The 11,490-nt window shown below is 38.0% G+C and carries 17 protein-coding genes; 14 read left to right on the top strand and 3 right to left on the bottom strand.

The genetic code is table 11. The features are described 5' to 3' along the window. Positions 1-127 precede the first annotated feature (127 nt). Positions 128-460 (top strand): cupin domain-containing protein, encoded by a 333-nt coding sequence (locus AC1UFB_RS16150; RefSeq protein WP_025911789.1) that lies wholly within the window; start codon positions 128-130, stop codon positions 458-460. Positions 461-492: 32 nt separating this feature from the next. Here AC1UFB_RS16150 and AC1UFB_RS16145 read toward each other — a convergent pair whose 3' ends face one another. Then, positions 493-1,047 carry a helix-turn-helix domain-containing protein gene (locus tag AC1UFB_RS16145; protein WP_025911791.1) on the bottom strand — a complete coding sequence of 185 codons (555 nt, stop codon included), beginning with the start codon at positions 1,045-1,047 and terminating at the stop codon, positions 493-495. A gap of 98 nt (positions 1,048-1,145) precedes the next feature. Between AC1UFB_RS16145 and AC1UFB_RS16140 the strand changes: the two genes are divergently transcribed. The 3 genes from AC1UFB_RS16140 (at position 1,146) to AC1UFB_RS16130 (ending at position 2,477) form a co-directional block, all read left to right on the top strand. Next, the gene (locus tag AC1UFB_RS16140; protein ID WP_061785480.1) at positions 1,146-1,871 is read left to right on the top strand and encodes an AzlC family ABC transporter permease; all 726 of its coding nucleotides are present in this window, start codon (positions 1,146-1,148) and stop codon (positions 1,869-1,871) included. Next, positions 1,868-2,194, top strand: coding sequence for an AzlD domain-containing protein (locus AC1UFB_RS16135; RefSeq protein ID WP_025911794.1), 327 nt, complete (start codon positions 1,868-1,870; stop codon positions 2,192-2,194). Before AC1UFB_RS16140 ends, AC1UFB_RS16135 begins: the two co-directional genes overlap by 4 nt. Positions 2,195-2,300: 106 nt before the next feature. Further along, on the top strand, positions 2,301-2,477 hold the full coding sequence (locus AC1UFB_RS16130; RefSeq protein ID WP_482589494.1) for a hypothetical protein: 177 nt from the start codon (positions 2,301-2,303) through the stop codon (positions 2,475-2,477). A 36-nt stretch (positions 2,478-2,513) separates the two neighbouring features. Here the strand turns inward: AC1UFB_RS16130 and AC1UFB_RS16125 are convergent, their stop codons facing one another. Beyond that, positions 2,514-3,134 (bottom strand): LysE family translocator, encoded by a 621-nt coding sequence (locus AC1UFB_RS16125; RefSeq protein ID WP_482589493.1) that lies wholly within the window; start codon positions 3,132-3,134, stop codon positions 2,514-2,516. Positions 3,135-3,365: 231 nt separating this feature from the next. Continuing rightward, the gene (locus AC1UFB_RS16120; protein ID WP_025911798.1) at positions 3,366-4,238 is read right to left on the bottom strand and encodes a cation diffusion facilitator family transporter; all 873 of its coding nucleotides are present in this window, start codon (positions 4,236-4,238) and stop codon (positions 3,366-3,368) included. Between the two features lie 325 nt (positions 4,239-4,563). Here AC1UFB_RS16120 and AC1UFB_RS16115 point away from each other — a divergent pair, with 325 nt between their 5' ends. The 10 genes from AC1UFB_RS16115 to nikA all read left to right on the top strand — a co-directional run bounded on the left by AC1UFB_RS16115 (position 4,564) and on the right by nikA (position 11,338). After that, positions 4,564-4,809, top strand: a complete 246-nt coding sequence (locus AC1UFB_RS16115; protein ID WP_482589492.1) for a DCC1-like thiol-disulfide oxidoreductase family protein — start codon at positions 4,564-4,566, stop codon at positions 4,807-4,809. Between the two features lie 134 nt (positions 4,810-4,943). Continuing rightward, positions 4,944-5,390, top strand: a complete 447-nt coding sequence (locus AC1UFB_RS16110) for a hypothetical protein (RefSeq protein ID WP_482589491.1) — start codon at positions 4,944-4,946, stop codon at positions 5,388-5,390. Next, on the top strand, positions 5,387-5,509 hold the full coding sequence (locus AC1UFB_RS16105) for a hypothetical protein (protein WP_257788882.1): 123 nt from the start codon (positions 5,387-5,389) through the stop codon (positions 5,507-5,509). The genes AC1UFB_RS16110 and AC1UFB_RS16105 overlap by 4 nt, the downstream gene beginning before the upstream one ends. A gap of 366 nt (positions 5,510-5,875) precedes the next feature. Further along, positions 5,876-6,433, top strand: coding sequence for a GNAT family N-acetyltransferase (locus AC1UFB_RS16100; protein WP_100347882.1), 558 nt, complete (start codon positions 5,876-5,878; stop codon positions 6,431-6,433). 106 nt (positions 6,434-6,539) lie between these two features. Further along, on the top strand, positions 6,540-7,100 hold the full coding sequence (locus AC1UFB_RS16095; protein ID WP_100347881.1) for a hypothetical protein: 561 nt from the start codon (positions 6,540-6,542) through the stop codon (positions 7,098-7,100). A 73-nt stretch (positions 7,101-7,173) separates the two neighbouring features. Then, positions 7,174-7,593 (top strand): DUF4395 domain-containing protein, encoded by a 420-nt coding sequence (locus tag AC1UFB_RS16090; RefSeq protein WP_100347880.1) that lies wholly within the window; start codon positions 7,174-7,176, stop codon positions 7,591-7,593. Between the two features lie 128 nt (positions 7,594-7,721). Then, positions 7,722-8,111, top strand: coding sequence for a hypothetical protein (locus AC1UFB_RS16085; RefSeq protein ID WP_163071305.1), 390 nt, complete (start codon positions 7,722-7,724; stop codon positions 8,109-8,111). 30 nt (positions 8,112-8,141) lie between these two features. Next, positions 8,142-8,705: a nitroreductase family protein gene (locus AC1UFB_RS16080; RefSeq protein WP_025911806.1), complete on the top strand. Its 564-nt coding sequence runs from the start codon at positions 8,142-8,144 to the stop codon at positions 8,703-8,705. A 94-nt stretch (positions 8,706-8,799) separates the two neighbouring features. Next, the gene (locus tag AC1UFB_RS16075; protein ID WP_100347878.1) at positions 8,800-9,750 is read left to right on the top strand and encodes a DMT family transporter; all 951 of its coding nucleotides are present in this window, start codon (positions 8,800-8,802) and stop codon (positions 9,748-9,750) included. Positions 9,751-9,808: 58 nt separating this feature from the next. Continuing rightward, positions 9,809-11,338: a nickel ABC transporter substrate-binding protein gene (gene nikA / locus AC1UFB_RS16070; protein WP_328101807.1), complete on the top strand. Its 1,530-nt coding sequence runs from the start codon at positions 9,809-9,811 to the stop codon at positions 11,336-11,338. Positions 11,339-11,490 lie beyond the last annotated feature (152 nt).

The following is an 11,490-nucleotide window of genomic DNA, read 5'->3' as shown; positions in this document are numbered from 1 at the left end:
ATTCTAAACCAGGTTTGCGTATTTGTCTTTTTTATTTTATAAGATGGAAATATTTTGAACTGAATTTACTCATTATCAGTAATAATATTATTATGTTAACTAGAGTGTATGAAGAGGTGAAGATTACTTGAAGATTATTTCATTTCAACAGCAGCAGGCGGTTCCAGTTACACGATATAACTCTGAGCTATCAAGCTATTTGAAGATAGCGAATCTAAAAGAAGCTTCTATAGGAATTATGTATATTGAACCGGGAGGAATTACAGGTCATCATGAGGCGCCAAGTAAACAGCTGTTCTTGGTAATTGAGGGTGAAGGTTGGGTAACAAGTGATGATGAAGTCCAGGTACAAGTCAAAAAAGGACAAGCAGCATTGTGGGAAAAAGACGAGTGGCACACGTCAGGAAGTGATGTGGGAATGACAGTAATTATTATTCAAGGTTCATCTCTTATAGTTTAAATAAAAGGAGCTCTAATCTATTAAGGCTCCTTTTATTGCGGTTCTGGGTAGTACATCAACAAGAAAAAGCTCGCTTCTTTTTCCGTTCGATTTATATAGCTATGAGGTGACGAGCCTGGAAACTGAAGCGCATCTCCAGATGTTAGCTCATGTTCTTCACCGTCTACTATAACAGACAAATCACCGTCTTTTACCAGCAAGTATTCTTCTCCAAGGTGAGATTTTGCTCCGTGCGTACACCCAGGGGCAAGCGTAACGATATATACTTCAAACTTTTTTTCAGGATGGTAAGGAAAAAATGGAAAGACAACGTAGCTGCCTTCATTGTCTGTAATAGGTTTAAGATCGTTTAGCTGAATTTTTTTCACCTGTGCTTTTTGCTCTTGGATAAACGATGAAAAGGATACTTGAAGGCCATTGGCAATCTTCCATAGCGTCGTAACAGTTGGGCTGGATTTTCCATTTTCAATTTGCGCGAGCATTGCTTTACTGACACCCGTTAGCTCAGAAACTTGCGTGAGAGATAAGTTTCTTTTTTTTCGAATGCTAATTAAGTTAGCCGCAATTGTTTGCTGGATATGGTCCATAATAGATCTCCTTTAACATTTTTATATAAACAGTATAACATACAGTTGTTTGTTATAACAGTTGGTTGTATAATATAATGAACAAAGGAGGGGGTTACGTGATCACTGAAAAAGCGTTTGTTGAAAGAGAAAGTGCTATCCCAACCTTTTCACAAGGAGTGAAAGACTGTGTTCCCACGCTATTAGGATACATAAGTATTGGTATTGCTTGTGGAGTAGTAGGAGTAGCTTCAAAGCTTAGTGTTTTAGAAGTAGCGCTATTAGCCATATTTGTTTATGCAGGAGCGGCTCAGTTTATTTTTTGTGCGTTGCTTGTCGCTGATAGTCCGGCTTCAGCCATTATTTTAACCATTTTTATTGTAAACTTAAGGCATCTTTTATTATGTGCAACTCTTGCTCCACACTTTACGCGCTATTCGTTGGTAAAGAATATAGGCATTGGAGCTCTTATTACGGACGAATCATTTGGTGTTGCTGCTAATAAAATCGCAAAAGGTGAACATATAACGGACCGCTGGATGAATGGCTTAAACATTACGGCTTACTTTTCATGGATTTGTGCCTGCGTTGTGGGAGCGTTATTTGGAAACGTGATTGTAGATCCTGAAGCATTAGGTCTTGATTTTGCTTTAATCGCTATGTTTGTCGCGCTTCTTGTTCTACAGCTGCAAAGTCTTGCTCCCAAAAAGCTTAGACATTCTCTTACTTTAATTGCATACATGACTATTGCCATGATTACGCTATCGTTTTTTATGCCTTCGCACGTAGCCGTTATTGTGTCAACTATCATTGTTGCAACGATTGGAGTGATGACTGAAAAATGAGTTTAGATCTATCAACACTGCTCATTATTTTAGGGTGTGCACTTGTAACGTTTATTCCAAGGGTTGTACCATTTGCAATTGTTCGAAACATGACGCTGCCAGAACCGGTTCTTAAGTGGCTTTCATATATTCCCGTTTGTATCTTAACCGCTTTGGTAGTAGAAAACTTCACCGTACAAACAGAAAATGCTCTTCAAGTGAACTGGGAAGTTATCATTGTAATTATCCCAACGATTTTCATTGCGATTCGAAGCAAGAGCTTATCCGTTACGGTTTTAAGCGGAGTAGCCTTAATGGCCGCAGTTCGCTTCATTATGGGATAAATAAAAAGAGGCTGGGACATAAGTAATTCAGCCAATGATAAACCTGAACGATTGAGAGTTTCTCACTTTTAATCGTTCAGGTTTTTTGGTTGATTGTGAAAACAGGGTGGAATGGAGCGTAGGACACTCGACTCCTGCGGGAAAGAGAGGGAAAACTGAGATCCCCGCAGCGCAGCGAGGAAGCTCAGGTTCCTCCCCGCGGAAAGCGAGTGGCCGTAGCGCAATGGAACGAACGTGTTCAGACAAACCAAAAAGATTGGAACAGCTATTGTTCGTCTCTTAGAAGCAATCATTTTGTTATGTCCCAAACTCTTTTGAATTAATTTTGTTTTGAAAACGCAAGCTTAACTCCAAAGCCAATCAGTACTAAGCCAGTTGCCCTATCCATTGCGCGCTGAACCTTGGCCGATAACAGCCAGCTTCGCAAATAGTTAATGAAAAAGACATAAACAAAAAACCAAGAAATAGATAGAAACGTATATATAACACCCATCATTAGTAATTGCTGAATAGAGCTTGAACCTGGGGTGACGAATTGAGGTAAAAACGTCAGAAAAAACATCGCTACTTTTGGGTTTAATACGTTTGATAACAATCCCTGCTTAAATGCAGACTGACCAGGTTTTATTTGGTCTTTTAAATTCTCTTCTGTTTCTTGTTTTTTTCTTGTCATAAATGAAGAAACGCCGAGGTAAATCAAATAAATAGCTCCCACGTATTTTACAATTTCAAATGCTAAAGCAGACTGCATGAGAATGGCTGAAAGGCCAAACGCTGCGGCAAACGTATGAACTAATGAGCCCGTAGTAATCCCTAAAGCCATTCGATAACCAGAGGCTTGCCCTTCACTAACGGTGCGTTTTGTAATAAGCGCAGTATCAACACCAGGACTCATTATAACAAAAGAAGATAGTAATAAAAACGTTAATAAGTCATTCAAAACGTTCACCTCTTTCAGAAATAATTAAACTATATAGTAGCATAAAAGACGCATATTTGTTAGATTATTCTTATTTTTTTGTTAACAATATTAAAGAGATGAGATATTTTTGGTTTCAAAAACAAGTTAAAAAACTATTGAAATAGGACGAACTTGTTCTTAAAAGCTAACTATTGTAGAACATGATCCGTTCTTGAGAAAAAAATATTTTGTTATGTGCTAGCCTCGTGCTTACCTTTCTTGTAAACCGTCCGGCTCTGGGTGAATCATAATGTGAGCGTTCGGAAACTTTTCAAGAATTTTATCCTCAATGCGATCACATAAGTGGTGAATGCTTTTGATGCTATTCTCTGGCGGTACGATGAGGTGAAAATCAATATGTTCGTGGGCTCCTGCTCTTCGTGTTTTAAAACACTGAATTTCAATATACTCACTTTGAAAGGTACGAATAGCCTGGAAAACCTCTTCTTCTTCACTTTTGTTTAAACGAGCGTCCAGCAGAGGAGGGAAGGCCTCTTTCATTAACTTCGTTGCTTCAATCATAATATAAAGCGCCAAGGCAATCCCGATAATAGGGTCTAGAAACGTCCAACCTGTTACGGCAACTAATATTAAGCTAAGTCCTACACCAAGCGATGTGTATACATCTGTAAGAAGGTGAAAGGCATTTGACTTCATTGCAACAGAGTTAATACGATTTGCTTCCTTATTTACAATTCTAGAAACTACAAAGTTAATAAGAGCACCCAGAAGCATAACACCAATAGCTAGAAGCGGAAGTTTAATCGGTTCAGGTGAAATCAACTTATGTACACATTCATAAATAATCCAAATACCTGCTACGTAAATAAGCAACGTCTCAATTGTTCCTGAGATATTTTCGATTTTTCCATGACCGTAAGGATGATCGTCATCTGCTGGCTTACCAGATACTTTAACAGAAATGAAAGCGATAAAAGAGGCCAATAAATCAAGTGCTGAGTGAATGGCCTCTGATAAGACGGCTACAGAACCGGTCAGAATGCCTACGCTAACTTTTAGTAGCACAACAAGTGAGTTGCTAGCGACAGATAAAAAGGCAATGTTTGAGGATGAGCGTTTCATAAAAAACTCCTTTCAGTTAGATGATTTTATCGTAACAAGCTAGCAGCAAGTGGGTCTACAGCAACGTTTTTAGAAGGAAACAACGGTTTTTAAAGTCGCTAAAAAAGTTGAATAAAGACAAAACTATTGTAGGAAAAATGCCTGCTTTTTATTCTTCTTATGATAGTAGTTTGCGCACTTTAAACGGCTTTACTTACAAAACTGTAAGCTAACTGTAAGGTAATGACATCGTTACAGATGCGATAAGCTATTACAATGAAAAAGAAGGGAGGTTTTACCAATAGAAGTGAAAAAGCATATCATTTTTTTTGACGGAGACTGTCATATGTGTAATCAAACAATTTTATTTATAATGAACCATGACCCAACAGTTACGTTTTGTTTTGCTTCCCTACAATCATCTTTGGGTGAAAAACTGCGAACTAATCACATAATCCCTAAACAATACAACTCAATTGTCTTATTTCAAAACGAGTTGATCTATACAAAGTCAACGGCCATGTTACGTATTGTGAAAGAGCTCACAGGGCCGGTCAAATATGTATGCATATGTCTTTATTATTGTGCCTAAACGCATTCGAGACAAAGTGTATGATTACGTAGCTAAACACCGGCACAAGTTTATGAAAAAAAGAGCTTGTCGGCTGCCTACTGCAGAAGAGAGAAGTCGATTTTTAACAGAAAAAGAGGTAAAGGAGTGGGCAAATGAAAGGTTCTAAATGGGTTTCAGTTTTTCGTCAATCAATTCCAGCAACGTTTCGGATTTTTTTAGGGGTTGTGTTTCTTATTTATGGCTCTGTAAAGATTGTATTCGGCCAGTTTGGAGAGCCTACGCCTGAAGCACTTGCGCTAAATGGTGAAGGGTTTGTTATGGCTTGGAGATTTTTTGGTTACTCCAAAGAATATGAAATCGTAATTGGAATTGGAGAGGTAGTAGCGGCTATTCTCATTATGATCCCGCGCACGGCGTTGTTTGGAGCAATCTGTTATTTTCCAATCGTTGTAAACGTAATGATGGTTAATTACTTTTTTGATATCGGCGTACAAGATTTAAGCACGGTGTTAACGCTAATGTGCCTAGCACTATTACTTTTTGAAAGAAAGCGACTTATTCAAGCGCTGTTTGTAAAAGAAGAAAGGAGTGTAGGATGACACCGTTTATGATAAAAATGCTGGTAGGGATTTTTGTTGGAACCACCTTATACTATTGGTGGAAAGAAGTAAGAAAAAAGGCAAAGCGCAAACCAAAGCATGAGTTTCCACTGAACTAAGAGTAGTAAAAAAATGTAGCCATGCTTGGAAGAGGTTCACTCCAAGCATGGCTATGATCAATCTATAATGAATACTCCCTATTAAAACGCATCAAAGAGATGTTTTATGTTTCTTATAAGGAATCGCACTGGCCAAAGTAAAAGCTGGGGAACTTCCAAGAGTAAATCAAAAAGAAAATCAAAAATGGTATATCGATCACGTGACGTTTTCTTTTTACGCTTTTGTTTTCTTGGCATCAACTGAGCACCTACCACCTTTTTATTATTTATTTCATTATACTGTTTTTTCGATAAAATGTATATTTCTTTCAAAACTACACAGATGTGGTAAAGTAGAAATAGACGATAAAAAGGAGTATTGATAGTATGAACATCAGAAAAGCAGAAAAACAAGAAGCAGGCGTTATAAGCGAGCTATTATATAGCATGCTTGGTCAAATTGTCCGCGACCATACTGCTAGTTCAGCGGACGACGAGGCTCTTCGCGTGTTACAAACATATGTGGAGTCAGACTGCAGCCGATATAGCTATAAAAATATTACGGTTGCTGAACTTAACGAGGAAATCGCGGGAGTCATGATTTGCTATGAGGGTGAACAAATTGAAGCTTTCGATCAGCCAATGGTTTCGTATGTTCGTGAAAAAACAGGAAACAGCAAGTGGCTTCCAGATAGGGAAACAGAAGCAGGAGACTTTTATCTTGATTCAATCGTTGTGGGTGAAAGTTATCAAGGTAAAGGCATTGGATCTATGCTGTTACAGAGTGCTTTTCAAGAAGCAGAAAGTAGGAAGCTTCCTTTAACCCTAAATGTTGAGTTTGACAATGAAGGAGCTCGTGCTCTCTACGAAAAAATGGATTTTTACGTGACGGGTACGCGTTACATTAGCGGAAAGCCATTTTATTATATGAAGCGAAACGCATAGTGATGAAAACCTCTTTCCGCAGATGAAAGAGGCTTTCATAAATATTGTATGTACTGCAAATTTAGGGTACAATTATATAAAATGGATATATAAGGAAGGGTTCTTTATGGATATAAAGCGTATTCCCTTTAATATGAATTATAGTTTTAGCCAAAAGCTCCGCGAAGTGCCTTTTAATGAAGCTGATATCCGAAAAGGGATTGCTTATTTAAAAAAGAAAGCAATCTCAGAGGAAGATGAGAGAATAGCTGCGGACATGTACCGGATAATTGGTAAATATGAACGCATTGTAGGCGCATTAGAAAGCAGCGTAAGACATTTGCAGCTATCCATTTATTTATATGAAAGGTATCATGAACACGAGCAAGTATTTAAAAGTTCTATTTATTTAGGACAAACATTCCATTGGCAAAGTAATTGGTGTAAAGCAAATGAAACGTTCGAAACTCTCCTCAATCAGCTTCACATAAAATCATCGCTACATAGATATGCAGATTTCTTGTATCAACAGTACGGAAAATGTTTATTAGATCAACAAAATCTTTCAAAAGCCCATCATTATTTTCAACAGTCGCTTGAAATTCGTTTGAAAGCAAGAAATGATAAGTTTATCGAAGAGGCAAATGAATGTATAAAGCTTTGTTTAAGAAAGTTGAAAAACTCATAAGTTTCCAAAGCTTCCATCTTTATTCTTACTAATACACTGTGTATAATGAGATATAAAGAGGAGGCTATTTGTCATGGGGATTCCAAAACCACTTGTTCAGTTCAATCAAGCTTTTATTGTAGCGAGCGTCGTTTTATCGTTTTTCACAACAACATGGGTACTGCTTGTTCCGTTTATTGTAGGGGTCATTACTCTCCTAACAAAACAAAATCCCATCATGAAGGTGGGAAAACAATTTCTTAGAAAAGAAGCTTCATTCTATCCGTTAGAAGATCGCGATCAGCAGCTTTTCAACCAGTGGATTGCGACTAGCTGTTTAGGATTATCACTGTTGTTTTTTATGGTAAATCTACCAGTTGTATCAGCGGCTTTTAGCATCATGGTGCTTATTGCAGCAGGTGTAGCTTTAATGGGATACTGCATCGGATGTACGATACGTTATCGTTATATGATGTGGAAGTACAAGAGAAAGAAGCAAAAGCAAGCTGCATAAAGAAAAGGCGAAGTGCCTTTTCTTTTTTAATTGAGAAAAAGATTGACAGAAATGTCTTATATTCAGTAATATAAAGGTAGATAGTCAATTGAGAATGATTATCGTAGAACAGATGTGAGGATAATCGTATGAGAGTAATATCATTTAAAAGCTACGAAGAATACCGGGAATTTATGATTCAAAAGTTTATCCATAAAGCAAAGCGTAAAGGCGCAAAACTTGAAAATGAAGAGTTTCAGAAGCGACTTGATGAACATATGGAGCGAGTTAAAGAGTTTTGGGATGAGAGAGAATGTGAAAAGCAAATTGCTGATCGAGGAAGCGCGACGTTATCCGTACATCGAGGGATGTTTAAAGAAGACCAGCACAAAGTTTCAAAACATCTTGATAATACAAGGCTTACCGAATCTATTCATGTACGCTTAGATGCCAATACATATGATAAACTGCTTACATTTTGTGAACAACACGATATGGATATTTCGCAAGCCGTGCGATTTTTAATTCAAAATAGCTAACACAATCTATAGTTGAAAGGAACGATTCAGATGTCAGCATCCATTCGAGACGTAATAAGAGAAAGAAGAACCATTCGTACATTTAATAATGATCCAATTGAGAAAGAAGCTATTATCCAACTTTTAGACGATGCATCATGGGCTCCAAACCATAAGCTACGTCAGCCGTGGAGACTTGTGATGTTTTATGGGAAAGGCAATGAATCATTAAGTGAACAGATGAAAAACTTGTCCAAACAAGTTTCTGATGAAGGAGCAGCAAAAAAAATAGGGAAGATGGCAGAGAAATTTTCTCAATCACAGGCTAATATTATTATTACGGTCCCTAAAGATGAAAATGAAATGAAGCAAGAAGAAGATTTCAGCGCTGTGTCTGCTTTTATCCAAAATTTTCTACTGTTAGCGTGGGAGCAAGAAATTGGAGTGCTATGGAAAACTGGTAAACTCATTCATCAGCCGGGGTTTAGAAAAATAGCAGGAATAAAAGAAGATGAAGCTATTGTCGGTGTATTGATGTTAGGTAAATTTGATGACGTTCCAGCACCTAAGCCACGTGAAGCAATTATAGAAAAGCTAACGTTGATTGAAGCGTAAGAATAAAAGCTCTTGTTGTAGGGCTTTTTTGTATACTTGTATAAAACAATCAGTGGAGTGTATTCGCACAATCGGTTAAAAAGGAGAGGACTATTTGACAAATGTTCAAAGAGCGTTTGGCTCAGCTTTTTTATATGCAATCATTACAGGTTTTGCGCTCATGATTGTAAAAGTAGCGCTAAACTATGCAGGGGTTATTGATGTGCTTGCCCATCGCTTTACGCTATCTTTTATAGTTGCTTCCTTGTTTCTATTTGTGAACAAGCAAAAAATGCAAGTGAATGGGCACGATGTTCTTCGTATTGTACCTCTAGGTCTTTTATTTCCGATAAGTTACTTTGGCTTTCAAACGCTTGGTCTTTTATATACCACATCTTCTGAAGCGAGCATTATTCAAGCGTCGGTTCCAATTTTCACTTTGCTTCTTGCTACCTATCTATTAAAAGAAACGTCAACGTCTCGCCAAAAGTTTTCAATTCTATTATCTGTTTCCGGTATTGTATACATTCTAGCAATGAAAGGCGTAAATTTCTCAGCAAGTGGAAGTTTAGGTGCCCTGTTTATTTTACTAGCATCCTTATCAAATGCTTCTTATAACGTACTCGCTCGTAAAATGACACGCTCATATTCTACCTTGGAGCTTACATGCGTCATGATGTTTGTTGGGTTTGTCGGCTTTAACGGAGTGGCCGTTGTTCATCATAGTCTTAACGGCTCGCTGGCAACATTTTTCGAACCGCTTTTTCAACTGGAATTTTTGCTTTCAGTAGCATACTTAGGTATATTTTCTTCTCTTATTACAGCTTTTCTATCCAACTACTCGTTAAAAACAATTCAAGCAGCGCAGATGAGCGTGTTTACTAATTTAGCTACGTTAATCGGTGTGATAGCAGGCGTCGCATTTTTACATGAGAGTTTGTCTTACTTCCATTGGATTGGAGGTATAGCTATTATGGTTGGTATTATTGGGACGACGTATAAAGGACGCTCCAAAGGTCAAAAGCTAAGCAAAGAGCTGATTGACAAAAAGTTAGAAAACTCGTAAACTTTTGAAATTATGATTAGCATCATTTGCTAAGATACATACCTTGGAGGATTACGACATGAAAAGACAGATATGGAAAACAGCAATCATGATGGGAGTTGCGGCGTGCATGCTTACAGCTTGCTCTGGAAATAAGGAAAACAGCTCTGTAGATTCCGACCGCAACAAGCTTACCTTTTTATCCAACTTTCCAACAGATACCCTAGATCCCCAGCTTAACTACACGCCGCTGCGAGCAGGCATTGTGGAAACATTGGTCAAAACAACAGAAGATTCACAAATTGAGCCATGGTTAGCTGAAAGTTGGAAAACGTTAGACAATGGAACAACTTGGGAGTTTATTATTAGAGACGAAGTTGTGTTTCAAAATGGAAAAACGTTGGACGCTAAAGCGGTGAAATCGTCATTAGAACGTACGATGAAGGTGAGTGAAGCGATGAAAGCCTCATTGAAAATAAAAGAAATGAAAGCGGATGGTCAAAAACTAACGATTGTAACGCAAGAGCCTGTAGCTTCATTTCCGTCTGAACTCGTTCATCCCAACGCAGCTATTGTCGATGTAACCGAAAAAAATATTGAAGCACATCCAGTAGGTACAGGACCATTTGAAGCGGTATCTTCTCAGCCAAACAGTAAGCTAGAGCTGAAAAAAAATGATCAGTATTGGGACGGTGAATCTAAATTGGATCGCGTTACAATGCTATACAATGAAGATGCAAATGCAAGGACAGCAGGGCTCCAGTCCGGAGAAGCAGATATTGTGTATCGTCCTGAAATTGAAAACCTAGAGCTATTAAAGAAAGACGAGTCGCTTGTAGTTGACGTCGTTCCAAGCTTACGAACGCAAATGCTTTTATATAATACGAACATTGAAGCGTTTAAAGATGTTAACGTGAGAAAAGCATTTGATGTTCTCTTAAATCGTCAAGATGTGGTAGACTACACGCTTGCAGGACAAGGCGTAGCAGCCAACGGTCCGTTTTTAAAGGAGTTTTCTTTCGCTTATGATGCTCCGAAAAAAGAGTTTGGCACTGAATCTGCAAAAGAATACTTAAAAAAAGCAGGCTACAAATTTGAAAGCAACCAAGTAGTCAAAGATGGTAAGCAGCTATCGTTCACAATCTTAACATATCCATATCGCCCAGAGCTTCCCTTGATGGCACAGCTCATTCAATCGGAAGCGAAAAAGATTGGGGTCAAAGTAGAAATCCAGCAGGTTGAAAACATAGATGAATATATGACCACAAATTCCGACTGGGGCATAGCTACATACAGCTTAATTACGGCCCCGCGCGGTGATTCTTCTTATTTTTTAAATAGCGTTTATGGAAAAGATGGTTTTTATAACGTAGGTCACTATGATAATCCAGCGCTTAGTGATGTAATTAAGCAGTTAAATGAAACTGTTGACGAGCAAAAGCGCGTGGAGTTAACAAGACAAGCGGGAAAAATAATCAATGATGGAGCCCTGCACTCTGCTATTGTCCATCCAAATAATTTTGTTGCGTATAAAGAAAACGTAAAAGGATGGCAAATGACGAAAAGCGAGTACTATGTCATTACTAAAGATTTAGCTCTACAAGAATAATAGAAAGAGGCTGGGACAAAACCCTCCTCTGAACCGAAAAAGCCGGTGAAATTTTACGACGAGTAAAATTTCACCGGCTTTTTTTATTTTTACATTAAAATAAGGACCACTTCTGATAAAATAAAGTTACCATACAAAATCTTATCGGAAAG

Source organism: Priestia sp. KCTC 13724 (assembly GCF_056820425.1).
This window is presented reverse-complemented; position numbering and strand designations above follow the sequence as displayed.

Coding starts and splice junctions, on each gene's coding strand:
- AC1UFB_RS16145 (WP_025911791.1), bottom strand. CDS start 1,047: ATGGACCATATCCAGCAAACAATTGCGGCTAACTTAATTAGCATTCGA.
- AC1UFB_RS16135 (WP_025911794.1), top strand. CDS start 1,868: ATGAGTTTAGATCTATCAACACTGCTCATTATTTTAGGGTGTGCACTT.
- AC1UFB_RS16120 (WP_025911798.1), bottom strand. CDS start 4,238: ATGAAACGCTCATCCTCAAACATTGCCTTTTTATCTGTCGCTAGCAAC.
- AC1UFB_RS16115 (WP_482589492.1), top strand. CDS start 4,564: ATGTGTAATCAAACAATTTTATTTATAATGAACCATGACCCAACAGTT.
- AC1UFB_RS16110 (WP_482589491.1), top strand. CDS start 4,944: ATGAAAGGTTCTAAATGGGTTTCAGTTTTTCGTCAATCAATTCCAGCA.
- AC1UFB_RS16105 (WP_257788882.1), top strand. CDS start 5,387: ATGACACCGTTTATGATAAAAATGCTGGTAGGGATTTTTGTTGGAACC.
- AC1UFB_RS16100 (WP_100347882.1), top strand. CDS start 5,876: ATGAACATCAGAAAAGCAGAAAAACAAGAAGCAGGCGTTATAAGCGAG.
- AC1UFB_RS16095 (WP_100347881.1), top strand. CDS start 6,540: ATGGATATAAAGCGTATTCCCTTTAATATGAATTATAGTTTTAGCCAA.
- AC1UFB_RS16090 (WP_100347880.1), top strand. CDS start 7,174: ATGGGGATTCCAAAACCACTTGTTCAGTTCAATCAAGCTTTTATTGTA.
- AC1UFB_RS16085 (WP_163071305.1), top strand. CDS start 7,722: ATGAGAGTAATATCATTTAAAAGCTACGAAGAATACCGGGAATTTATG.
- AC1UFB_RS16080 (WP_025911806.1), top strand. CDS start 8,142: ATGTCAGCATCCATTCGAGACGTAATAAGAGAAAGAAGAACCATTCGT.
- nikA (WP_328101807.1), top strand. CDS start 9,809: ATGAAAAGACAGATATGGAAAACAGCAATCATGATGGGAGTTGCGGCG.